The 22,787-nt window shown below is 71.2% G+C and carries 24 protein-coding genes; 15 read left to right on the forward strand and 9 right to left on the reverse strand.

Annotation, left to right across the window (positions count from 1 at the left end):
- Nucleotides 1-5 precede the first annotated feature (5 nt).
- Nucleotides 6-410, reverse strand: a complete 405-nt coding sequence (locus AC2IPW_RS04665; protein ID WP_054371071.1) for a DUF1304 domain-containing protein — start codon at nucleotides 408-410, stop codon at nucleotides 6-8.
- On the reverse strand, nucleotides 407-868 hold the full coding sequence (locus AC2IPW_RS04670) for a cupin domain-containing protein (RefSeq protein ID WP_003936710.1): 462 nt from the start codon (nucleotides 866-868) through the stop codon (nucleotides 407-409). The genes AC2IPW_RS04665 and AC2IPW_RS04670 overlap by 4 nt, the downstream gene beginning before the upstream one ends.
- Before the next feature lie 88 nt (nucleotides 869-956).
- Here AC2IPW_RS04670 and AC2IPW_RS04675 point away from each other — a divergent pair, with 88 nt between their 5' ends.
- Together AC2IPW_RS04675 and AC2IPW_RS04680 are read left to right on the forward strand one after the other, a co-directional pair.
- Nucleotides 957-2,024 (forward strand): helix-turn-helix transcriptional regulator, encoded by a 1,068-nt coding sequence (locus AC2IPW_RS04675; protein ID WP_486376394.1) that lies wholly within the window; start codon nucleotides 957-959, stop codon nucleotides 2,022-2,024.
- Nucleotides 2,025-2,058: 34 nt separating this feature from the next.
- Nucleotides 2,059-3,324: a serine hydrolase domain-containing protein gene (locus AC2IPW_RS04680; RefSeq protein WP_486376395.1), complete on the forward strand. Its 1,266-nt coding sequence runs from the start codon at nucleotides 2,059-2,061 to the stop codon at nucleotides 3,322-3,324.
- Between the two features lie 44 nt (nucleotides 3,325-3,368).
- Here AC2IPW_RS04680 and AC2IPW_RS04685 read toward each other — a convergent pair whose 3' ends face one another.
- Nucleotides 3,369-4,118: an IclR family transcriptional regulator gene (locus tag AC2IPW_RS04685; RefSeq protein WP_416063614.1), complete on the reverse strand. Its 750-nt coding sequence runs from the start codon at nucleotides 4,116-4,118 to the stop codon at nucleotides 3,369-3,371.
- 8 nt (nucleotides 4,119-4,126) lie between these two features.
- Entirely contained in the window at nucleotides 4,127-5,590 is a 1,464-nt protein-coding gene (locus AC2IPW_RS04690; RefSeq protein WP_486376971.1) for an APC family permease, read from the reverse strand.
- Nucleotides 5,591-6,026: 436 nt separating this feature from the next.
- Here AC2IPW_RS04690 and AC2IPW_RS04695 point away from each other — a divergent pair, with 436 nt between their 5' ends.
- From AC2IPW_RS04695 to AC2IPW_RS04750, 12 genes are all read left to right on the forward strand, one after another.
- Nucleotides 6,027-6,617, forward strand: a complete 591-nt coding sequence (locus AC2IPW_RS04695; RefSeq protein WP_416062779.1) for a MauE/DoxX family redox-associated membrane protein — start codon at nucleotides 6,027-6,029, stop codon at nucleotides 6,615-6,617.
- Between the two features lie 41 nt (nucleotides 6,618-6,658).
- Nucleotides 6,659-7,273 carry a redoxin domain-containing protein gene (locus AC2IPW_RS04700; RefSeq protein WP_003936704.1) on the forward strand — a complete coding sequence of 205 codons (615 nt, stop codon included), beginning with the start codon at nucleotides 6,659-6,661 and terminating at the stop codon, nucleotides 7,271-7,273.
- A 36-nt stretch (nucleotides 7,274-7,309) separates the two neighbouring features.
- Nucleotides 7,310-7,972: a methylamine dehydrogenase light chain gene (locus AC2IPW_RS04705; protein WP_416063616.1), complete on the forward strand. Its 663-nt coding sequence runs from the start codon at nucleotides 7,310-7,312 to the stop codon at nucleotides 7,970-7,972.
- Nucleotides 7,969-9,282, forward strand: coding sequence for a hypothetical protein (locus AC2IPW_RS04710; protein ID WP_486376396.1), 1,314 nt, complete (start codon nucleotides 7,969-7,971; stop codon nucleotides 9,280-9,282). Before AC2IPW_RS04705 ends, AC2IPW_RS04710 begins: the two co-directional genes overlap by 4 nt.
- Nucleotides 9,279-10,889, forward strand: coding sequence for a multicopper oxidase family protein (locus tag AC2IPW_RS04715; protein WP_486376397.1), 1,611 nt, complete (start codon nucleotides 9,279-9,281; stop codon nucleotides 10,887-10,889). Before AC2IPW_RS04710 ends, AC2IPW_RS04715 begins: the two co-directional genes overlap by 4 nt.
- Nucleotides 10,890-10,900: 11 nt before the next feature.
- Nucleotides 10,901-11,245 carry a plastocyanin/azurin family copper-binding protein gene (locus AC2IPW_RS04720; protein WP_003936700.1) on the forward strand — a complete coding sequence of 115 codons (345 nt, stop codon included), beginning with the start codon at nucleotides 10,901-10,903 and terminating at the stop codon, nucleotides 11,243-11,245.
- Nucleotides 11,242-11,568, forward strand: a complete 327-nt coding sequence (locus AC2IPW_RS04725; protein ID WP_371382952.1) for a cupredoxin domain-containing protein — start codon at nucleotides 11,242-11,244, stop codon at nucleotides 11,566-11,568. The genes AC2IPW_RS04720 and AC2IPW_RS04725 overlap by 4 nt, the downstream gene beginning before the upstream one ends.
- Nucleotides 11,569-11,613: 45 nt before the next feature.
- Nucleotides 11,614-12,450: a methylamine utilization protein gene (locus tag AC2IPW_RS04730; RefSeq protein ID WP_371382951.1), complete on the forward strand. Its 837-nt coding sequence runs from the start codon at nucleotides 11,614-11,616 to the stop codon at nucleotides 12,448-12,450.
- A 69-nt stretch (nucleotides 12,451-12,519) separates the two neighbouring features.
- Nucleotides 12,520-13,014 (forward strand): glutathione peroxidase, encoded by a 495-nt coding sequence (locus tag AC2IPW_RS04735; RefSeq protein ID WP_003936557.1) that lies wholly within the window; start codon nucleotides 12,520-12,522, stop codon nucleotides 13,012-13,014.
- 5 nt (nucleotides 13,015-13,019) lie between these two features.
- A complete protein-coding gene (gene bluB, locus AC2IPW_RS04740) occupies nucleotides 13,020-13,673 on the forward strand; it encodes a 5,6-dimethylbenzimidazole synthase (protein WP_003936556.1) in 654 nt (217 codons plus the stop codon).
- A 29-nt stretch (nucleotides 13,674-13,702) separates the two neighbouring features.
- Nucleotides 13,703-14,407 (forward strand): DUF2334 domain-containing protein, encoded by a 705-nt coding sequence (locus AC2IPW_RS04745; protein ID WP_289378189.1) that lies wholly within the window; start codon nucleotides 13,703-13,705, stop codon nucleotides 14,405-14,407.
- Nucleotides 14,408-14,455: 48 nt separating this feature from the next.
- A complete protein-coding gene (locus AC2IPW_RS04750) occupies nucleotides 14,456-16,099 on the forward strand; it encodes an FAD-binding dehydrogenase (RefSeq protein ID WP_003936554.1) in 1,644 nt (547 codons plus the stop codon).
- Nucleotides 16,100-16,153: 54 nt separating this feature from the next.
- Here the strand turns inward: AC2IPW_RS04750 and AC2IPW_RS04755 are convergent, their stop codons facing one another.
- Both AC2IPW_RS04755 and AC2IPW_RS04760 read right to left on the reverse strand, forming a co-directional pair.
- Nucleotides 16,154-16,798, reverse strand: coding sequence for an MBL fold metallo-hydrolase (locus AC2IPW_RS04755; protein ID WP_003936553.1), 645 nt, complete (start codon nucleotides 16,796-16,798; stop codon nucleotides 16,154-16,156).
- 102 nt (nucleotides 16,799-16,900) lie between these two features.
- Nucleotides 16,901-17,443, reverse strand: coding sequence for a flavodoxin family protein (locus AC2IPW_RS04760; RefSeq protein WP_003936552.1), 543 nt, complete (start codon nucleotides 17,441-17,443; stop codon nucleotides 16,901-16,903).
- A 156-nt stretch (nucleotides 17,444-17,599) separates the two neighbouring features.
- On the opposite strand from AC2IPW_RS04760, the gene AC2IPW_RS04765 reads away from it, so the two are divergent.
- Nucleotides 17,600-19,078 carry a carboxylesterase/lipase family protein gene (locus tag AC2IPW_RS04765; RefSeq protein WP_003936551.1) on the forward strand — a complete coding sequence of 493 codons (1,479 nt, stop codon included), beginning with the start codon at nucleotides 17,600-17,602 and terminating at the stop codon, nucleotides 19,076-19,078.
- A gap of 151 nt (nucleotides 19,079-19,229) precedes the next feature.
- Here the strand turns inward: AC2IPW_RS04765 and AC2IPW_RS04770 are convergent, their stop codons facing one another.
- The 3 genes from AC2IPW_RS04770 to AC2IPW_RS04780 form a co-directional block, all read right to left on the reverse strand.
- Nucleotides 19,230-19,946 (reverse strand): hypothetical protein, encoded by a 717-nt coding sequence (locus AC2IPW_RS04770; protein ID WP_450119604.1) that lies wholly within the window; start codon nucleotides 19,944-19,946, stop codon nucleotides 19,230-19,232.
- Between the two features lie 78 nt (nucleotides 19,947-20,024).
- Nucleotides 20,025-22,265 (reverse strand): heavy metal translocating P-type ATPase, encoded by a 2,241-nt coding sequence (locus AC2IPW_RS04775; RefSeq protein WP_486376398.1) that lies wholly within the window; start codon nucleotides 22,263-22,265, stop codon nucleotides 20,025-20,027.
- Nucleotides 22,266-22,292: 27 nt separating this feature from the next.
- Nucleotides 22,293-22,601 carry a heavy-metal-associated domain-containing protein gene (locus tag AC2IPW_RS04780; RefSeq protein ID WP_003936548.1) on the reverse strand — a complete coding sequence of 103 codons (309 nt, stop codon included), beginning with the start codon at nucleotides 22,599-22,601 and terminating at the stop codon, nucleotides 22,293-22,295.
- Nucleotides 22,602-22,787 lie beyond the last annotated feature (186 nt).

Genomic DNA, 22,787 nt, shown 5'->3' on the forward strand with positions numbered 1-22,787 from the left:
GCGGATCAGGTCGTCGCGAGCGCGATCAGCGCGATCAGCGCCGGCGCGCACTGCGCCGCGGCACCCACGAGCCCGGCACCGCGGGGCCGGCTCATGGCCAGACGGTCCGAGACGAACAGGGCGATCCCGGCGAGGAACATGAACGAACACGTGTAGAGCACGAGTGCGCGTCCGACCGTGTCCTCGCCGGCCCGCCACAGGGCCACCCCCATCAGCGCGCCGGCGCCGAGAAACAGGTTGTAGAAGCCGACGTTGAACGCCCACATCCGCACCGCCGCGACGTCGCCGGAGGGAATGCGGAACACGTCCTCGTGGACCGACGGCCGCCGGAACAGCAGCGTCTCCCACACGAACGCGAGCAGGTGCACGGCCGCGGCCGCCGACGCGGCGATCTGGGCGAGGGTGATCATGGTGCACCCCCCTCCGCCGCGAGCGCGACCCCGTACCTCTCGGTGACCGCTCGGAGAGCGCGGGCGGACTCGTCCGGCGCCTGCGCGGGGTCGAGGCCGTCGAGTGCGCCGAAGAAGCCGCTCATCGACGTCCCGGCCGCGATCAGCAGGAAGGTCGCGGTGTCGGTCAGGACGGTGAAGGAGTTCATCGTTCCCGGCGCGACCGTGATCGTGTCCCCGCCCGCGAGTTCGTGGACGTCCGTTCCGGAACGGACCAGGATCCGGCCCCCCAGAACGTGATACGACTTGGCCCACGGTTCGGCGTGCATGGGCACCGGCACGGTGCGCGGCGCCTCGACGAGGAAGAGTTCGTACGCCCCGCCGGCGTGTGCGCCGGTGGACAGGGCCGTGACGGTGGCGTCGGGCAGGGTGAGACGACGGCCCTCGCCCATCCTGCAGAGTTCGGTGTTGTCGGTCATGTCTGTCACGTTAGGAAGCGCCCGGACGGTGGCCCATCCCCGGAAACGGGGATGGGTGGTAGCCCCGCCGTCAGCGCATACTGGGGTCATGCTCGAGATCCGGGCGGAGAAGGTGGGCCGGGAGGTCGTGGCGCTCGCCGCTGCCGGCGCCGACGTGACCCAGGTGCACGAGCGTGCCATCGAACTCGTCGGCCGGACGGTGCGCAGCGACCTGACGTGCTGGGCGATGATCGATCCCCGGTCCCTGACGATCGGCTCCATGACCAGCGGCCCCGACCGGATTCCGCCGGAGTACGAGCCGCTGCTCGCCGAGAGCGAGTACCGCGGGCACGACCCCGGCACCTTCGCCGAACTGTTCCGCACCGGCCGCACGGCGACCCGGGGATCGGATCTGCCCCCGGACGAGGTTGCTCACTGTCTTCGCCATGCCGAGGTGTGGCGTCCGCTCGGAGTGGACCACGAACTGCGCGTGATCTTCCGGATCGGGGAGTTGTGCTGGGGCGCAGCCGGGTTCGTTCGGTCCGCCGTGGACTTCACCGATGCGGAGGTCGAGTTCCTCACGCAGGTGGCGCCGGCGGTGGCGGTTGCGACCCGCGCCGCCGTGTGCGCCACCGCCCCCTCGAACCGGGGCGACCCGGGTCCGGCGGTGGTCCTGACCGGGGCCGGAGGTGAGCCGCTCGCGCTCACGGCGGCCGCCCGCGACTGGGAGGAGCGATTCGACGAGATCGCACCGGGACGGCTGGCCGTCATGGTGCGCGCCGCCGCGTTCGGCGCGCGTTCGAGTAGGTCGGGTGTGTTCCGAACGCGGATCCGCGACACCACCGGCGGGTGGATCCTGCTGCGTGCCACCGCGCTGCTCGGCGGTGACGAACCGCAGACCGTGGTCACGATCGAGCCTGCAACCGGCGGCGAACTCGCCGAATTGCTGCTCGCCGCCTATGCCCTCACCGCCCGGGAACGGGACGTGTGCCTCGAGGTGATGGCCGGGTACTCGACCGCCGAGATCGCGGGCCGTCGCGGCATCACCCCGAACACCGTCCACGATCACCTCAAGGCGATCTACACGAAGACCGGCGTGCGCAGTCGGGCCGAACTCAGCGCCCTCCTGCGGTCCGAACGGGACCTGCGCCGAGCCGCGCTTGCCGGGCCGGAGTGAGCACACCGGTCGAGCGCATCTGCCAAGATCAGGTATGCCCCTGACCCGGCGGATCCTGCCCGTGCTGTGCGCACTCGGCCTCCTGACTGCCTGCACGGCCACCGACGACGCGGCACCCGGCCCGTCCGGATCGGCGGACAACGTGGCCGCGTCGGGGACCGCCTCGCCGGCCGATCCCGCGCAGGCCGAGGCCGTGGACCGGATCGTGCGCGACACCATGGCGGAGTCGCACCTGAAGGCGGCGATCGTGCGCGTCACCGTCGACGGCAGGGAGATCCTCACCCGCGCCTACGGCGAATCCACCACGGGCGTGTCGGCGACGACCGACATGCACTTCCGTAACGGCGCGGTGGCCATCTCCTACGTCGCCACGCTGCTGCTGCAGCTCGTCGACGAGGGGAAGGTCCGTCTCGACGACACAGTCTCGACGTGGCTGCCCGACATCCCGCATTCGGACCGGGTCACCCTCGGTCAGCTCGCCCAGATGACCTCCGGCTACGCCGACTACGTGCAGAATCCCGAACTGTCGGACGCGATCTACCGGAACCCGTTCCGGAGCTGGACACCCGAGGAACTGGTCGACCTCGGCACGTCCCAGCCCCTCTTCTACGAGCCCGGCACCAACTGGAACTACGCGCACACCAACTACGTGATCCTCGGCCTGGCCCTCGAGAAGATCACCGGCCGGCCGGTGGCGGAACTGCTGCAGGAAAAGGTGCTCGACCCGCTCGGACTGGACGGCACGACGCCGTCGCAGACGCCTGCGATCCCGGAACCGGTGCTGCATGCGTTCAGCTCGGAACGCCGGCAGGCGCTCGGGATCCCTGCCACGACCCCGTTCTACGAGGAATCCACGTTCTGGGATCCCTCCTGGACGATCACTGACGGGGCCGTCCAGACCACCGACATCCACGACCTGCACGACACCGCGGTCGCCGTCGGCACCGGCACGCTGCTTTCACCGGAGTCGTACCGGGCGATGGTGTCGACCGACCTGCGCGGCCGGACCACCGCGCTTCCCGGTTGCCCCACGTGCTTCCCGCAGTCCGAGGGCTACACCTACGGACTCGGGGTGGTGATCACCGGCAACTGGCTGATGCAGAACCCGCTGTTCGGTGGGTACGCCGCGGTCGAGGCATACCTGCCGTCGCAGAAGATCGCCGTCGCCGTCGCCGTCACCTACGAGCCGGCGGCCTTCGGCGACGCCGGTGCGTACTCGAACGAGGCCGACACGATCTTCCGGCGGATCGGTGCGCAGCTCGCCCCGGGCGACGCGCCCCCGCCGCGGCCCATCCGGTGACATGCCCGCCCACGCTCACCCGGTGACACCCCCCGTCCACCCGGTCACAGCAGCCCCGACAGCCGGGCCGAGCCGTCGACGAGGAACCGCACGAGCGCCGCGTCGTCCGGGGTGACCCGCGACGCCGATCCCTGCAGGTAGAGGCCGCCGACGACGAACGCCGACCGGTCCCGGATCGGCGCCGCCAGCGCGGCCCGCCCGATCCGGCACTCCTCACCCTCGTACGCGTAACCCGCGACAGCGACGGCGCGCAGTTCCTCGGCGAGAACACCGGGGTCGCAGATCGTGTGGTCGGTCAGGCGCCGCAGCCGCGGATCGGGACGCACGTGCGGATGGTGCGCGAGCATCAGCTTGCCGAGGGCGTTGGCATGCAGGTTCTTTGCCAGCGCACCGACAGCGACGATCTCGTGGTCGGGATCCTTGTCCACGAACCGCAGCCGCCCGGCCGCGAACGACGCGACATGCACCCCGAAGCGGGTGCGGGTCCGCAGCTCCTCCACGGCGTCGTGCAGCGTCGGCGACGGGCTCGTCTCGACGGCCGCCCGCGCCAGTTCCGCGGTGCGACGGCCCAGCGCGAAGCCGGACAGGTCCGGCACACGGACGAGGAACCCGTCGGCCACGAGCAGGTTGAGCATGCGGTACGCGGTGGTCGGCGGCACCCCCGCGAACCTGGCGATCTCCTTCGCGGACGTGCCGGGGCCGAGCTGCGCGACCGCCTCGAGCATTCCCAGTGCCTTCTGCACCGCGCTCGGCTGCTGCCCGCTGAAGTGCGAGTCGTCCGCGTGCACGGACATGTGCGCCGTCAAGCCGGGTCCCCGTCGCGGGAATGCGGGACGTCCGGAAGTATGCGCGGACGCCCGTCCGCACCGATCACGAGAGTCCCCGCCCCGGGGAGGATGTCCCCGGTCTCGACCGAGTCGAACGCCCCGATCGTCGCCAGGCTGCCCGGCCGGACCCACCGCAGGACGTACTGCCACACCGTGCCGGACACCACGACCGCCGCGAGTGCCGCGGGCACGATCCACACGCCGTGCGCGGTGCCGTCGACGGCGATGTAGCCGAGCAGGCCGACCCCCAGGACCGACACGAACACCGCGGCCGCCCGCGTCACCACGGTGTGCTCGCCGATGCGGTGCAGGAACCGCAACGACGCGACGGCCACCAGCGTGTAGGCGATGACGAGGCCGATCTCCACGACACCGTCGAACGACCCCGAATCCGCCTCCGCGAGGGACGCATACAGGCATGCGCCGGTGAGGCCCGCGGCAGTGAAGGCGAGCACGCCCACATGCGGGGTGCGGAACCGGTCGTGGACGCGGGCGAGGGTGCTCGGCAGCACCCGCTCGACGCCCATCGAATACAGCAGCCGCGAACCGGCCTGCGTGCAGCCCAGGGTCGACGCCAGCCACGAGCACGTCATACCCGCCTGCACGGCGAGCACCACGCCGACGCTCGCGCCGGACGCCGTGCCGTCGAAGTACGCGCCGACGACGACGGCGGCGTGACCGGACAACGCGGCCCAGGCTGAGAACACGAACAGCACACCGACGACGACGGGAGAGATCAGCACGGTGCGCGTGACGGTCACCAACGGCCGCTTGGCCTCCGGACCGAAGAACGCGGCGCTCTCGAAGCCGGCCATCGACAGCACGGTGAGCATCGCGAGGAACGGCATGATGCTCAGCGGGGCGTCCGGCAGTTCGGTGGTGGCCGGGCCCGCACCGGCCGGGGTGCCCACCATGAGCGCCACGATGAGCACGAGCGAACACGTCTCGACGAGGAGGATCGCGCGCGTCGCGAACCGCACCCCACGCACGGTGATCACCGCGACGGCGAGCGCCACGAGACCGATGGTGACCGACCACGGCGCGGCGCCGGACACGTGCACACCGAGCAGGTCGGCAATGCGGAGCAGGCTCTGCGCGGCCTGCGACATCACCGAGATCGAGATGCCGAGATAGCCCACCAGCAGGGCCGCGCCCGTGGTGAGGGTCGCGCGGATACTCAGGCCCTGGAACACGAAGCTGTAGAGCGAGCCGGCCGCGGCGAGCCGCCGCGTGAACTGCGTGATGCACAGCGCCACCGACACCACCACGGCGGTGGTCCCCGCGATCGCGAGCAGACCGCCCACTCCCGGGCGGTGGGTCACCATCCACAGCGCGATGAACACCATCCCGGTGGCCGGCGCGATCGTCGACAGGGACTGGCCGAGCAGATCGATCGGGGTGAGCTGCCGGCGGCCGAGGGCACGCAGCGGTGAGTACACCGGATCCCGGCGAGTTCCGGCATCCCGTGAGCGGGCAATCGCGGCCCGGAGTGCGGTTGTCACGATCGTCGTGTCCCGTCTGTGCGTCCGTGCGGCCGGCGGTGCCGGCACCCGGGCGGTGAACCGCCTCCGGGCGAGGGACAACGTAGCGCCGCGGTGTTACGCGACGGTTTCCTCTGCGAACGACATGTGGACGGCAAGTGGGAATCCGCTCGGGACAGCGCTGTGGCCCGAGCCACCCCACGGCCCGGGTGCCCGGCGAACAGGTCCTCCGAGAGGTCGAGAAACCACGCCCACCTGCAGCGTTCGCATGGGGCGCGCCGCGACGCCCGGTTCCACTCGCGGTACCCCCGGACGTTTCCCCGACGACCCGTTCGCGACGCATCCGGTGCGCACGATTGAGCGGCACGATCATTCGACTGCGAAGGGGACGACCATGATGTGGGCGGTGGTAGCGGCGCTCGTCGGCGGGACGTTGTTGCTCGCGGGGGTGCCGAAGGCCGGCGATCACGAGGGGCTGCTGCGCGTCGTCCGCGGTTACCGGTTGCTGCCGTCCGGGATCGAGCGGGTGGTCGCGCGGGTGCTGCCGGCCACGGAGATCGCGGTAGGTGCCCTGCTGGTGCTCGGCGTCGCCGGCCGCGTCGCCGCGGCCGCCGCGTCGGTGCTGTTCCTCGGCTTCTTCGTCGGCCTCACCGTGAACCTCGCCCGGGGTCGGCGCGAGCTCGACTGCGGCTGTTTCGCGTTCGGTGACCGCGATGCGGCGCCGCGTATCGGCTGGTTCCACTCCGTGCGGGCCGGCGGGTTCGCCGCCTTGTCGATCGCGCTGGCCCTCACCGGACCGCCGGAGATCGGCGTGCTCGAACAGGCGGCGGCACTCGCGCTCGCGGCGCTCGTCCTCGTCGCCGGACTCGCGGTGGCGCAGTTGCGCGCCGTGGTCCACGTCGGGCGCCGGTCCGTCGACGAACACCTGACCCAGGCGTCCGCCGAACTGCGTGCGGTCGCCACCGCGTCGCGCTACGGCGCCTGAGAATCCCTCTCCCGAAACCCTTCCCGAGACAGGACCGATAGATGGACACCATTCTTCTCGTTGCGGTCACCGTGCTGACAGTGGCGGTCGCCGTGCTGTTCCTGATGGTGCTCGCGCTGGCCCGCGAGATCGGCCGGGTGCAGGTCCGGCTCGGCCCCCTGGGGGCCCGCATGATGGACACCGGCCCGAAGATCGAGCAGGCGGGTCCGTCCTTCCGCGGCCTCACCGACCACGTCGGACGCACCGTCGGCATCGGCGGGCACCGGGACCGGCCGCAGCTGCTGCTGTTCACGGCGCCCACCTGCTCCACCTGCAAGAGTCTGCTGCCCGGCGTCCGCGCGATGGCCAAGGCGGAGAGGGACCTCGACATCGTAATCGTCTCCGACGGCACATCCGAGGAGCACCGGCAGTTCCTCGCCGGCAGCAACATCGGCACCGAACTGAGCTACGTGGACGGCCGCGACGTCGGCATCGCCTACCAGGTCGGCACCACGCCCTACGGGGTGATCCTCGACGAGCACGGCAAGATCCGCGCCAAGGGCCTGTGCAACCACATGGCCCAGGTCGAGAGTCTGCTCAACGCCCTCGAGACCGGCACCCCGTCGCTGCAGCACCTGCACGAACAGGCCAAGGCCCGCGCCGCCGCGAGCGCCTGAATCCCCCCGGACGAACGGAGAGATGCATTGGACGAGATGTACGAGAACCGGTACCCGGTCGACAAGGAGACCGTCGAGGAGCAGGCCGCCTGGATGGCCGGCAAGGGCGGTTCGTTCATGAGCCGGACCGGACGCCGGATGTCGGAGCAGGTGTCGCGCCGCTCGATGATCAGCCGTCTCGGCCGCTGGACGATGGGCGTGTCGGGAGTGGCGCTCATCAGCTCGCTTCCGGTGACCCGCACCGCATTCGCGCAGGAGCCCGCACCCGATCCCGGTCCGGAACCGCTCGTGCCCGTCTACGACGGCAAGGATCCGGCCGAGTGCGAGTACTGGCGCTGGTGCAACATGGACGGCACCTCCTGCGCGGCCTGCAACGGCGGCGGAGTGACCACGTGCGCGCCGGGCAGCAGGCCGGGTGCCGAATTCTGGGTGGGCTGCTGCACCAACCCCGACACCGGAAAGACCTACCTGATCGCCTATTACGACTGCTGCGGCGCCCCGTCGTGCTCCAACGCGTTCTGCGGCGAGCCGGACATGCAGGCCGTCATGTACAACCCGGTTTCGGGCAGTTACGACCAGGAGATCATCTGGTGCGTCTCCGACGAATCCCAGTCGTACACCTGCACCATGGCCCCCATCATCGGCGAGGACTGCCAGGCCCGTCCCGCCGAGCGCCCGAAGGTCGGTGCCGGATCATGACATCGCGTTCCCGCCACCTCGTGCGTCCCGCCGCAGCCGCCGTGCCCCTCGCGCTGCTCGTCACCCTCGCCGGCTGCGGCTCGTCCGGCGACGACCCGAACACCGCCGGCGACGTCACCTATCCCACCGTCGAATTCACCACCCCCGGGGAAGGCATCGCCCTCGGCCACGACGACCAGGAGATCGGCGACACCATCCCCGAACCTCTGCACGTCTCCGAGATCGAGCCCATCGGGCGCGACGAACTCGTCGCCGTGGCAGGCGGATTCGGAAAGCTGGAGCTCGGCGTCAACGTCCTCGACCCGAAGACGGGTGTCGCCGGCAGCCGCATCGTCGTCGGGCCCGGCATCTGGGACCCGGTGATCCACGGCTTCGTCGGCGAGACCCCCTCGGACCCGGCCGTTCTCGCCGCCGAAGTGTGGCGTCCCCGCGGCTCGCGGGGCGCCGCCGACTTCACCGTCAGCACCTACTCCGGAAACCTGCTCGAGCCCGACGAAGCGCTGCTGCCCGACGTCGCGCGCGTGCACTCGCGGCCGGGTTCCAACGCGGTCACCTCCGACGGGCGGTACTTCGTCACCTGGGACGACGGGCTCTACGGCGTCCGCGTCGTCGACCTCGAGACGAAGCAGCAGAGCGGAGCCGTGCAGATCGTCGGCTGCGGACCGTTCACCTGGACCGTGGACCACGAGATCTACAGCGTGTGCGAGGAGACCGGTGAACTCGTCCGGATCTCCGTCGGCGACGACGGCGTGCCCGCCGAGACCGCCCGGGCGAAAGTGTTGCCGGACGATTTCGTCAGCGCCCGGAAGGTCGGGTGGGCCGCCGAGGCGCGCAAAGCCCTGCTGGTCGGGGAGAACGGCGACGTGTACGTCTTCGACGTCTCGAACGGACTGCCGCAGGACGCGGTGACGCCGATCGGCAACGCCGGCCGGCCCGAGGGCCGGTTCGCGAGCGACGTCATCGACAACACCGGCACCCGGATCGCGATCGCCTACACCGACTCACCGATCCATCCCAGTTCGGCCCGCGGCGGCGACCTGGCCCGCATCGAACTGTCCGACGCCGCGAGTCTCGCACCGATCCGGACGCTGAGCCTGCCGGACCTGGGACTGGCCGACATCGCGAGTATGGCGTTCTCCGTGGACGGCGCTACGTTCTACGTCCTCGGCGGCAACCCGGAGGGGCAGGGGGAGGCGGCGCAGCGCATCGTCGGGTTCGACGCCGCGACCGGGCAGCAGGTTTCCTCGGCGGAGATCAGCGGCAACGTCGAGGATTTCACCGACCTGCTCACCCCCGAGGTGATCGGATGAGACCACCCGGCACCGTGCTGGGCCGGCGCAGATTCCTGGCCCTCGGCTCCCTCGGGGCCGGGGCGCTGGGGCTGAGCGCGCTCGGGTTCGGGGCCGCCGGCTGCGCCACCGCATCGTCCGGTACGCAACCGGCCGGCGCCGCCGCGACGAACCGATCGGCGGCCGATCTCGACTACATTTTGCCGGCCGACCCGGAGGTCGCCGCCGCCGAGGCCGCCCGCGGTTGGAACGGCGCCGTGGCGTCGTTCGCACTGGCCGCCGGCGTCGCCACCCTCGACCTGGGTGGGCGTCTCGTCGACACCTGGACGTACGGCGGGCGGGCCGTCGCCCCGGAACTGCGGGTTCGCCGGGGCGACCGGCTCGACGCCACGGTGCGCAACGACCTGCATGCCGACACCACCGTCCACTGGCACGGCATCCGGATCCGCAACGACATGGACGGTGCTGCGCCCGTCACCCAGGCGGCGATCGCGCCCGGCACGACGTTCGACTACAGCTTCGTCGTCCCGGACCCCGGCACCCACTGGTACCACTCTCACAGCGGGCTGCAGGCCGATCGCGGGCTGTTCGGGGCCCTCGTCGTGGAGGATCCCGACGACCGCACCGGCGCCGACGCCGACGCCGTGCTGGTCCTCGACGACTGGGTCGACGGTCTCGGCACCACACCCGACGCGGTGCTCACGGCGCTCAACCCCGCAATCTCCGGTGGGCACGGCGGCCACGGCGGTGGCGCGGCACCCGGGCCGCAGCCTCCCGGCGACCTGTACGTCGCCCGGCAGCTGGTGAGCGCCGGGCACGGCGACTCCGCGGCGCTCGGTGGGATGACCCAGCACATCGCGTATCCGCTGCACCTGATCAACGGCCGGCCCCCGAACGATCCCGCCCCGGTCGTCGCCGCGGCGGGGCAGCGCGTGCGGCTGCGGATCGTCAACGCGGCGGCCGAGACCCCGTACCGGTTCGCGGTGGCCGGGCACGAACTCACGATCGTCGCGGCGGACGGCTTCGACGTGCAGCCCACCGTCGCCGACACGATCGTCGTCGGCATGGCGCAACGCTACGACGTTCTCGTCACCGTCCGGTCGGGCGTGTGGCCGATCGTCGCGAAGGTCGAAGGGCGGCCAGGGTATGCCTCGACGGTGCTGCGCACCCCGGACGCGGTGCCGATGGCCGACGCCGACGTGGGCGGCGCGATCCCCGAACTCGACGGCCGGCTCGTCGCGGAGAGCGTGTTGCGGCCCGTCGAGGCCGTGCGGCTCGATCCACGCGAACCCGATCGGGATTACCGGATCGAGCTGATCCAGGCCGGGGACCGCTACGTGTGGGGCATGGCCGGGGTCGATGCCGGCCGCCTGATCATGAAACAGGGTGAGCGCGTCCGGATCACGATGAAGAACTCGTCGACAATGTGGCACCCGATGCACACGCACGGGCACACCTTCGCGATCGGCGCCTACGGCGGGCTGCGCCGCGACACCGTGAACGTGCTGCCCGGCACCGAACTCGCGATCGAATTCGACGCCGACAATCCGGGTGAATGGATGTTCCACTGCCACAACGCCTACCACTTCGAAGCCGGTATGACCGCGAACTTGCGGTATATCCGATGAGAGGAATCCTGATGCGAAAGTCCGCCGTTCTGCTCGCCGGCCTGCTGACCGCGGTGAGCCTGTCCGCCTGCGGCGCCGCTGGAGGTTCGGCCGAGCCCGCCGTCGTCGTGGAGGTGAAGAACATGGCCTACAACCCGGAGTCGGTGACGATCGAGAAGGGCCAGACCGTCGAGTGGCGCTTCGACGACGGCGGACTGCCGCACGACGTGGTGGGGGAGGGCCCCCTCGAGGGTCGGCTGAAGAGCGAGCTCCTCACCGAGGGAACGTATTCCTACACCTTCGACGACGCCGGCACCTTCACGTATCACTGCACGCCGCACCCGATGATGGTCGGCACCGTGATCGTCCGGGAATGAGCCGGCAGCCGGGGTGGGCTGCGGCCCTGCTGCTTCCGCTCGTCGCGGCCTGCGGCCCGTCCGATCGACCCCCGGACGCGGTGGTGGTCGTCAGCAATGTCCACTTCGCTCCGCCCGACGTGACCGTGCCGGCCGGTGGCACCGTCGAATGGCGGTTCGAGGACGGCGGGGTGCTGCACCAGGTCGTATCGGAGGGGTGGTTCGACAGCGGGATCACCGCGGAGGGTACGTACTCCCGCACATTCGACGAACCGGGCACCTACCCGTACACCTGCTCGGTCCACCGGTACATGACCGGAACCGTCACCGTCACCGAATCCTGAACCAGCCGTCCATATCCGGAGAACACCGATCCCTTGGAGGAAGTCATGACCGCAGTACTCGCGCACGAGCCGCTGACGACGGACGTGCCGGACATCCGTCCCACCCTGCAGAAGGCCGTGCCGTCGCGCACTCGCGCGGTGCTGATCGCCGCCGCCGGCGTCGCCGGTGCCGGGGCCGCGGCGCTGCTCACCCCGGCCGGGCCCGCCGCGACGACCGCCGCGGTCGTGGGTGCCGGAGCCGTCACCGCCCTGGCCGCGAACTGGTCGACGTGCGGCATGTCGGTCGCCGGCGTCGTCGCCGCCCCGAAGCAGCCCGGCCGTCCGGGTTCGTCGACCCCGGTGCGCCGGCTCGGCTGGCACGCACTCGGTTCGATCGCGACCGGTGCCCCCACCGGCGCGCTCGTAGGGGCGCTCGGTGCCCTCGTCGCCGGGGCGGTCCCGGTGACGTGGGCGCTCCTCGCGTGGGGCGCCGTCGCACTGGCGTACGGCCTGCACGAGCTGGGCCTGGTGACGCTGCCGACGCCGATGCGCCGCAGACAGCTGCCGCGGCACCTGCGCCGGTCGATGGCACCGTGGAAGGTCTCGCTGCTCTTCGGCGCCCTCATCGGGCCGGGTTTCGTGATCTTCATCCGGTCGAGCGCGTACTACCTGCTGGTGCTCGGCGTCGCCGCGGTCGGCTCACCCGTCCTCGGCGCCGCGCTGTTCACGCTCGTCTCGCTCGGCCGGTGCATGCCGAGCCTCCTGGCAATCGTGCACACCCGCGGGGGCGGGTCGATGCCGGGCTTCCTGTCGGCGATGTGCGTGGTCGACCGCCGGGTGCAGACGCTGACCGGCGCCGCGCTCGTGGCCCTCGGCGCATTCGCGGTCGTCGCCGCACTGTGACGTGCCTGCTCGCGGCGACCCCGGGGTGCACTACCGCCCCCGGGGCCGTCGCGACTAACGTCGGGCGGCATGACGACTTCTCTGCAGAACATCGGCATCAACACCCTCGGCGGGGTGCCGACCTCCCTCGCCGAGTTCGACGGTCGCGCGGTCCTCGTGGTCAACGTCGCCTCCAAGTGCGGCCTCACCCCGCAGTACACCGCGCTCGAGAAGCTCGCCGTCGAGTACGCCGACCGGGGCCTGACCGTCGTCGGCGTGCCCTGCAACCAGTTCATGGGCCAGGAACCGGGCACCGCCGAGGAGATCCAGACCTTCTGCTCCACCAACTACGGCGTCACGTTCCCGCTGATGGAGAAGATCGACGTCAACGGCGAGAGCCGGCACCCCCTCTACACCGAACTCACCCGGCACCCCGACGCGAACGGCGAGGCCGGCGACGTGCAGTGGAACTTCGAGAAGTTCCTCGTCGCACCCGACGGAAACGTCGTCGCCCGGTTCCGGCCCCGCACCGAGCCCGACGCCCCCGAAGTGATCGCCGCCATCGAAGCCGCGCTGCCCCGCTGACTGCGATGACCGACACCATCGATGCGCGGGCGGCGCTGTACGAGGTGATCCGTGCCCGCCGTGACGTCCGCGCGGAGTTCACCGGCGAACGCGTCGACGAGCAGGTCCTGTGGCGGGTTCTGGGGGCGGCGCATGCCGCACCCAGCGTCGGCAACACCCAGCCGTGGGACTTCGTCGTGGTCCGCGACCCGCAGCGGCTCGCCGAATTCGCCGACCACGTCGCCGGGTGCCGTCGCGCGTTCGCGGACTCGCTGCCGGAGGAACGGCGGCGCACGTTCGATCCCATCAAGGTCGAAGGCATCGTCGAGTCCGGCACCGGGATCGTGGTCACCTACGACCCGTCGCGCGGCGGGCGGAACATCCTCGGCCGACACACGATCGACGACGTGGGCGTGTTCTCGGCGGTGTTGTCGATCCAGAACCTGTGGCTCGCGGCCACCGTCGAAGGACTCGGCGTCGGCTGGGTGTCGTTCTACGACGAGGCGTTCCTCGCCGACTTCGTCGGAGCCCGGCCCCCCGTGCGGCCGATCGCGTGGCTGTGCGTCGGTCCCGTGACCCGGTTGCAGGAGGTGCCCGACCTGGAGCGGTTCGGATGGCGGACCGGCCGGCCCCTCGCCGACGCCGTGCATGCCGAAACCCTTCAGGTGCGCGACGCCTGACGTTCACCCGGCCCTGTCACCGTGGAGCCATGAGCGGCCAGCTGATCGTGTCGGTGTCGGGCATCAGGGACGAGACCCGCCCGGCGGTGGACGCCTTCGCCCGGGAGATGGACGCCCGCGGCGTGCCTCTGTCGTTGCTCGTCGCCCCGCGCCTCAAGGATCACTACCGGCTCGCACGTGATCCGCACACCCAGGAGTGGCTGCTCGAGCGTCGCGAGGGCGGCGACGCCATCGTGCTGCACGGCTACGACCAGGCCGCGACCAAGCGGCGGCGCGCCGAGTTCGCGGTCCTGCCCGAACACGAGGCGCGGCTGCGGCTGCTCGCCGCCGACCGGGTGCTCGAGGAGACGGGACTGCGGACCCGGCTGTTCGCGCCGCCGCGCTGGCTCGCCTCGCCGGGGGCCGTCGCGGCGCTGCCCGCCACCGGGTTCCGGCTGATGGCCGGCGTCGCCGGGATCCACGATCTGTACCGCGACACCGTCACCCACGCGCGGGTGTTCGGCATCGGGGAAGGTGCCAAGGCCGAACCGTGGTGGTGCCGGGCGATGGTGATCGGCGCCGGCCGGGTCGCCCGTCGCGGCGGGCTGCTGCGGCTGTCGATCTCGGGCAAGCAGCTCGACCGTCCCGGACCGCGGCAGGCGATGCTCGACGCGGTCGACCTCGCCCTGCATCTCGAGGCGCAGCCCTCCGTCTACCGCTGGCCGCAGCGCGCACGCACACTCGGTGCCGCCTGACCCCGGAGATCTTCCCACGCTAACCTACTCTGCAGTAGGTTAGCGGGCATGGACGCAGACGTGATCGTGGTGGGCGCCGGTCTGGCCGGACTCGTCGCCACAGCCGAACTCCTCGACGCCGGGCGCACCGTCGTGCTGGTCGACCAGGAGAACTCGCACAACATTGGGGGACAGGCCTTCTGGTCGTTCGGCGGGCTGTTCTTCGTGGATTCCCCCGAACAGCGCCGGCTCGGCATCCGCGACTCGTACGACCTGGCCCTGCAGGACTGGATGGGCAGTGCCGCGTTCGACCGGGAGGACGAGGACTACTGGCCGCGCCGCTGGGCGCAGGCCTACGTCGAGTTCGCGGCCGGAGAGAAGCACGCGTGGCTGAAGGAACGTGGGCTGAAGCTGTTCCCCATGGTCGGCTGGGCCGAGCGCGGCGGCTACGACGCCGGCGGTCACGGCAACTCCGTGCCCCGCTTCCACATCACGTGGGGAACCGGACCGGGACTCGTCGAGATCTTCGCCCGGAAGGTGCTCGACGGCGTCGACCGTGGCCGGGTGGTCCTGCGGAACCGGCACCGCGTCGACGACCTCGTCGTCACCGGCGGTGCCGTCACCGGGGTGCGCGGAACCGTGCTCGAACCGTCGTCGGCCGCGCGGGGGGTGGCGTCGTCGCGCGTGGCGACCGGCGAGTTCGAATTCTCGGCCGGCGCGGTGATCGTCACGTCGGGTGGCATCGGCGGCAACTACGACCTGGTGAAGAAGAACTGGCCGAAGCGGCTGGGAGACCCGCCGAAGCACATGCTCACCGGGGTGCCGGCGCACGTCGACGGGCGGATGCTCGAGATCACCGAGCGTGCCGGGGGGCGCATCGTCAACCGCGACCGGATGTGGCACTACACCGAGGGCATCACCAACTACGACCCCGTCTGGCCCAATCACGGCATCCGCATCCTGCCCGGCCCGTCGTCGCTGTGGCTCGACGCGACCGGCAAGCGACTTCCGGTGCCGCTGTTTCCGGGCTTCGACACCCTCGGTACCCTCGAGCACATCGTGCGCAGCGGGCACGACCACACCTGGTTCGTGCTCGACCAGAAGATCATCGAGAAGGAGTTCGCGCTCTCCGGTCAGGAACAGAATCCGGACCTGACCGGCCGCGACATCCGCAAGGTGCTGCAGCGGGTCAAGCCCGGCGCGCCGGCACCGGTGGAGGCGTTCAAGCAGCGCGGCGTCGACTTCGTCGTCCGCGACACCCTCGCCGAACTGGTGGCAGGGATGAACGAGCTCACTCCGGACGCACCGCTGGACTATGCGACGGTCCGGCAGGTCGTCGAGGCCCGGGACCGCGAGATCGCCAACAAGTACACCAAGGATCTGCAGGTCGCGGCGATGCGCGCGGCCCGCGCCTACGTGCCGGACCGGATCACCCGCATCGCGGCCCCGCACCGATTGCTCGACCCCAAGGCCGGTCCGCTGATCGCGGTGAAGCTGCACCTGCTGACCCGCAAGACGCTGGGTGGGCTCGAGACCGACCTGTCGGGCCGGGTCCTGACGACCGGCGGATCGGTGTTCGAGGGCTTGTTCGCGGCAGGAGAGGTCGCCGGGTTCGGCGGCGGCGGAGTGCACGGCTACCGCTCGCTCGAGGGCACCTTCCTCGGCGGCTGCATCTTCTCCGGCCGCGCCGCCGGTCGCGCCGCGAGCCGCTGACGCGGCCGGTGTGTCTTTCGGGCGGCTACCGCAGCCCGAAAGACACACCGGCGGTTACGCCTCCACCGAATCCTCGGCGGGCAGCACCCGGAACTCGGTGCCCTCCGGCGCCATCTCCGAGTAGCGGCCGTAGAAGATGCCGGTGGCCTGGTCCGCGACGATGCCTTGGTGGATCGGCACGGCCACCCGTGGGTTGACCGCGCGCAGGTAGTCCACCGACTCCCAGATCTTCAACCACGGCGCCGCGGCGGGCAGCGCGAGCACGTCGACCTTCTCGTGCGGGATGTACAGCGAATCGCCCGGATGCAGCAGCCGCGCCGGGTTCTCGTCGTCGCCGAGCAGATAGGCGGTGTTGTCGACGACCGGTAGTTCCGGATGGATGACGGCGTGCCGGCCGCCCGTGCCGCGCACCCGTACGTCGCCGACGGTGAACGCGTCGCCCGGGTGCACGGCCCGCCAGCTTCCACCCAGCTGCGCGGCGGTCTGCGGGTCCGCGAACAGGGCGGCCCCCGGGTTGGCCTCCACCAGGGCCGGCAGCCGCGCCGGGTCGGCGTGGTCCGGGTGCTGATGGGTGACCAGGATCGCGTCGAGCCCGGTGATGCCCTCGAAGCCGTGCGAGAAGTTGCCCGGGTCGAACAGGATCGTCGCGCCGAGATGTTCCACGAGCAGGCAGGAATGTCCGAAGTGGGTCAGTCGCATAGACCCGAGTATGGACCGTCGGGCGCGGCTGTGCGCCGAGCGGAGTTGTCGTCCTGTCGGCCTACGGACATGAGCGGTACATTCGCTCGGCCCGCGAGCGCGTCAGCGCACTTCTTCGGATCCGCTCGCCACCTGCTGTGCGAGCGACCGGCCCCACTGCTCGGCGCGGTCCTCCTCGCCGGGCTCGAGTGCCGACTGCTTGTCGACGAGGAAGCTCTCCGGATCGGCGACGAGCTCGAACCCGTGCTTGCGCAGCTTCCTGGCGATGCCCTTGCCGGCGCGGCCGGTGAGCACGGCCGCCAGGTCGATGCGGGTGTCGAACGCTGCGGCCCTACCACCGCCGGACGGCAGCGAATCGAGCCACTCGCGGACGCCCTCGCTCTCGGCGTCGGGTTCGAGCGTCAGTCCGCTGTCGGGTTTCTCGGCCTGTTCCGCCGCGCCGTGGCGTGTCGACTCGCGGCTCATGCCGTGCGCGTGTGTGGGGCCGCCGACCACCACCAGGTCGTACCCGGACAGGTTCTCCTCGTGCGCCTGGGTGACGGGGACCGTGCGCACCGCGTCTGCCGGTCCCAGTCCGCGCGCGACGGCTTCCGCTACGTGCCGGGTGTTCCCGAACATCGACTCGTAGACAACCAGTGCTCGCATGCCGCACCTCCTCGGCCGGATGTCGAAGTCCGTCCACCTCAGAATAGGAGACATGGGACCGGGCGAATATGCCTTTCCTGCCGAGATCGGCGATACATTCGCTCGGTGGCCTGCGACGGTGGGCCGGCGGCCGTGGCACGACGAGGGGAGCAGGGTATGACGGATACGGTGCAGACCGGCGCGGGCGCGGTCCGGGGGACGGTCACCGACGGGGTGTGGGCGTTTCTCGGCATCCCGTACGCGGCGGCCCCGGTGGGGCCGGCGCGGTTCGCCGCCCCGGCACCGGCGCCCCGGTGGGAGGGGGTGCGTGACGCCACCGCGCCCGGTCCCACCTGTCCGCAGTCGCCGTACGCCGCACCGGCGGCCGCGTTGCTCGGCAACGTCATCGAACCCGGCGACGAGTGCCTGAACCTGTCGGTGTGGACCCCGGATCCGGGTGCCTCGGCACTGCCGGTGATGGTGTGGATCCACGGCGGCGCATTCACCCGTGGATCGAACCGGATCGAGAGCTACGACGGGCGTGCCTTCGCGCGCGACGGGGTGGTGCTGGTGTCGGTGAACTACCGGCTCGGGATCCCCGGATTCCTGTCGCTCGACGGCGCGCCGGACAACCGAGGCCTGCTCGACCAGATCGCCGCGCTGCGCTGGGTGCAGGACAACATCCGGGCGTTCGGCGGCAACCCCGACAACGTGACCGTGTTCGGCGAATCGGCCGGCGGCATGAGCGTGGCCGCATTGCTCGCCTCGCCCGCCGCGACGGGCCTGTTCCACCGCGCCGTCGTGCAGAGCGGCAATGCCACCGCAGCCGCGGACGTCGAGGACGCGCGCCGGGTGACGGCCGTCCTCGCCGGCAATCTGGGGGTGCCGGCCACCGCCGCGGCGTTCGGTGCCCTCGACCCCGGCCGCCTGCAGTCCGCGCAGGACGACCTCGGCCTCGAACTGGCGCAGAATCCGGACCCGGCCCGATGGGGCGCGTCGGTGGTACAGCGCGGACTGGGGGTGATGAGCCTGTTCCCCACGATCGACGGGGAGGTGCTCACGTCGCTGCCGATCGACGCGCTCGCCGCCGGAGCAGGCACGGATGTGCCGGTGCTGGCCGGAACGACCACCGACGAGTTCCGGTTCTTCCTGGTGCCGACCGGCATCGCCGCGGCGATCACCGCGGACACCCTGCCGTTCGTCCTGCACCGGTACGGGATCGATCCCGCGACCGCCGATCTCTACGCCGGCCACCGTCCCGGAGCCACTCCCGGGGACGTGCTCGCAGCGATCCTCACCGACTACGCGTTCCGGTCGGGCACCGTCGCCCTCGCCGACGCGATCGTCCGCGGCGGTGGAACGGCCCGGCTGTACGAGTTCGCCTGGCCGAGCCCGGTCCAGGACCTGCGGGCGTGCCATGCGCTCGAGATCGCGTTCGTCTTCGACCGTCTCGACGTCGCCCACCGGCTCACCGGAGACCGGCCCCCGCAGTCGCTCGCCGACGAGATGCACCGCGCCTGGGTGCAATTCGCGACCACCGGAGATCCGGGGTGGGCGCCGGTCGGTGCCTCGCGACCGGTCCGGGTGTTCGGGGGCGAGGGCGATCCGGTGGTGACGGATCCACGGTCCGACGAGCTGGCGTGCTGGATCGGCTGACGTCCCCGCCCGGATCCGGATGACGGTGCGTCCCGCGTCCGGCCGGCCGCCCCCCGCCCGTGGCCGAATGTCACATCGGTTCGGTCAGATCGACGCGATGTGACATTCGGCCGCCCGCCCCCGTCTCCGGGTGCCGACCGTCGAGTGTCCGTTACCGCTCGGTGCCGGCGACGAGCTGCTCGACACGCTCGTGGAAGATCCGCCAGCGACGCTCGTTCTCGTGCGTGAGGACGGCGCTGTGTGCGGCGAGATCCGAGGCATGGTCGAGCATTTCCGCGGCCGAGAAGAGATAGCGCGGAGCGACACGGTCCGCTGCGAGGTCCGCACGCAGCGCGGCGGGGGCGAAGTCCACCCGCTCGAGGATCGCGACCGACCGGTCGAGGTGGCGGGCGACGAGTTCGGTCGTCGACGCGCACTGCCAGTCGTGGGAGACGATCCGGTGCCGTTCGGCGAGCAGATCCGCCAGCGCCGGGTATGCGAGCAGTGCCGCGAGCATGTCCCAGGCCGCCGCCATGGCGGACGCGAGCCACTGCCCGGTCGTCCGGCTCGCCTCGGCGAGTGCGCGGAGGTCGGCCTTCAACCGGGTGATCTCCGCGGGTTCGCCGCCGCCCTCCATGAACAGGATGCCGAGCGTCTCGGTGGCGCGGTCGTCGTTGAGGTCGGGTGCCCCGGCGAACGGGCTCGGCGACGTGTCGTCGGCCGGGGCGACCACCGACCATCGTTCGGCGAGGGCCTTCAGGGCACGGGAGCTGCGCTGGAGCCGGATCACGTCGTGGTAGGGCGATTCGGAATAGAACTTCTCGTGCTCGCGGTGGAAGCGGGCGAGGTTGCGCACCGTGAGCAGCAGCGGGTCCGGCTCGGCCTGCATGCGTCGAGCGTGACACAGCGCGACGCGGCGCCGCCGGGGAATCGACGACTCCCGGCAGCGCCGCGTCGGCCTCGCCGCTCAGTGCGGGCTGAACCGCCGCAACCGCAGGCTGTTGCTCACCACGAATACCGAGCTGAACGCCATCGCCGCCCCCGCGATCAGCGGGTTGAGCAGCCCGAGCGCCGCGAGTGGCAGGGCCGCGACGTTGTAGGCGAACGCCCAGAACAGGTTGCCCTTGATGGTGCGCAAGGTCGCGCGGGCGAGCCGGATCGCGTCGGGAGCAGCCCGCAGGTCCCCACGCACGAGGGTCAGGTCCGAGGCCTCGATCGCGACGTCGGTGCCGGTGCCCATCGCCAGTCCGAGGTCGGCCTGGGCGAGGGCGGCCGCGTCGTTGACGCCGTCGCCGATCATGGCGACGACCCGGCCTTCGTCCTGCAGCCTCGCGACCACCTCGACCTTGTCGGCGGGCAGGACCTCGGCGATGACCTCGTCGATGCCGACCTGCTTCGCGACGGTCTCGGCGGCGCTGCGGTTGTCGCCGGTGAGCAGCACCGGCCGCAGACCGAGTTCGCGCAGTTCCGCGATCGCCGCGGCCGAGGTGTCCTTGATCGTGTCGGAGACGACGACGATCGCCCGGATGCGCCCGTCCCAGGCGATCCACACCGGTGTGCGGCCCTCGGCTTCGGCGGCCCAGGCGCTCCGTCGCAGCGGTTCGGGCGCGGTCAGCGACCACTCGTCGCGCAGCCAGGACAGCCGGCCCGCGAGCACGGCGTGACCGTCGACGACCCCGGAAACGCCCCGCCCACCGTGGTTTTCGAAGTTCTCCACGGGTAGGAGAGCGCCGGCGGCCGCGGCCCGCTCGGCGACGGCGCGCGCGATGGGGTGCTCGGAAGCGTGCTCGAGCGCCCCGGCCAGGCGCAGCGCCTCGCTGTCGTCCTCACCGTCGGCGGTGTGCACGGCCGCGACGGCCATGCGGCCGGTGGTGACGGTGCCCGTCTTGTCGAGCACGACGGTGTCGACGCGGCGGGTCGATTCGAGGATCTGCGGTCCCTTGATGAGGATGCCGAGCTGGGCGCCGCGACCGGTGCCGACGAGCAGAGCGGTCGGGGTCGCGAGACCCAGCGCGCAGGGGCACGCGATGATCAGCACCGCGACGGCTGCGGTGAACGCCGCTGTCACCGAGTTGCCGGTGAGCAGCCATGCCGCGAGGGTGAGCAGCGCCAGTCCGATGACGATCGGGACGAACACCGCCGACACCCGGTCGGCGAGCCGTTGCACCTCGGCCTTGCCGTTCTGCGCCTCGGTCACCAGGCGTGCCATCTGGGCGAGCTGGGTGTCGGCGCCGACGCGGGTCGCGCGGACGACGAGGCGGCCCCCGGCGTTGACGGTGGCTCCGACGACGGGGTCGCCGGGCCCGACCTCGACCGGCACGGGTTCGCCGGTGAGCATCGACGCGTCGACTGCCGACGTGCCCGAGACGACGACGCCGTCGGTGGCGATCTTCTCACCGGGCCGCACGACGAACCGGTCGCCGACGGCGAGTCGGCCGATCGGGATCCGGGTTTCGAGGTCACCGTCGCGGAGCACGGCGACGTCCTTGGCGCCCATGTCGAGCAGTGCCCGCAGCGCCGCGCCCGACTGCCGCTTGGCGCGGGCCTCGAAGTAGCGTCCCGCCAGGATGAAGGTGGTGACCGCGGCGGCGACCTCGAGGTAGATGTGCGGCTCGGAGCTGCCCGTGGGCAGCAGATCGAACGACATGCGCATGCCGGTCATGCCGGCGTGGGTGAAGAACAGTGCCCACAGCGACCAGAGGTACGCGGCCGTGACGCCGACGGAGATGAGGGTGTCCATCGTGGCGGCGCCGTGCCGGGCATTGGTCCAAGCTGCGCGGTGGAAGGGCAGCGCCCCCCATACGACGACGGGGGAGGCGAGAGTCAGGGTGAGCCACTGCCAGTTGTCGAACTGCAGTGCCGGAATCATCGACAGCAGCACCACCGGCACGGTGAGGACCGCGGAGACGGTCAGGCGCTGCCGCCAGGCCGCCGCCTCGTCCGGTTCGGGGGCGGCCTCGGTGGTCTCCTCGTCCCGCGCCGGGGCGGGGAGGGCGGCGGTGTAGCCGGTCGCCTCGACGGTTGCGACGAGGTCGTCGGGGGCGACCCCCTCCGCGTAGGCGACCTTGGCCTTCTCGGTCGCATAGTTCACGCTGGCGGTCACCCCGTCCATGCGATTGAGCTTCTTCTCGATGCGCGCCGCACAGGAAGCGCAGGTCATGCCGCCGATCGAGAGTTCTACCTCGTGCACCATCTCACCCGTGGTCATGAGCGGGTCCCTTCTCGAGTCGACGGGTCACTGCGGGGCGAGGCGGTAGTCGCCGGCCTCGTCGAGGGCGGTGGCGACGGCGCCGGCGTCGAGGCCGTCGACGCTGGTCACGGTGACGGTGGAGACACCGCCCGCGACGAGTTCGACGTGGACGTCCTCGACACCGGGCAGGGCGCGCAGTTCCTCGGTGACGGCTCCGGCGCAGTGGCCGCAGGTCATGCCGACGACGGGGAAGGCCTGGGTGTTCATTCGGGGGTCCTCACTGCTCGGTCCGGTGGGGTGGTCGGCGCAGCGGCAGCCGCCGGCCGTGTCGGTCAGGGGCAGGAGCCAGGTCATCGCGATCCTCCTCTGGTCGTGTGTCTCCTTTATACCCCCTAGGGGTATGTATGCGCCAGGGGGGGTCGGTCCGTTCCACGGAATCCCGGGCACTCGTGTGCACCACCCCTGTGCGGCGAGACCACGAAGCTCGTGCCGGCCCGTTCTATCCTGAGAAGCTCCGACAGGACCGACGGCAACATGTGA

This window comes from Rhodococcus sp. NS-SX18 (genome assembly GCF_057367935.1).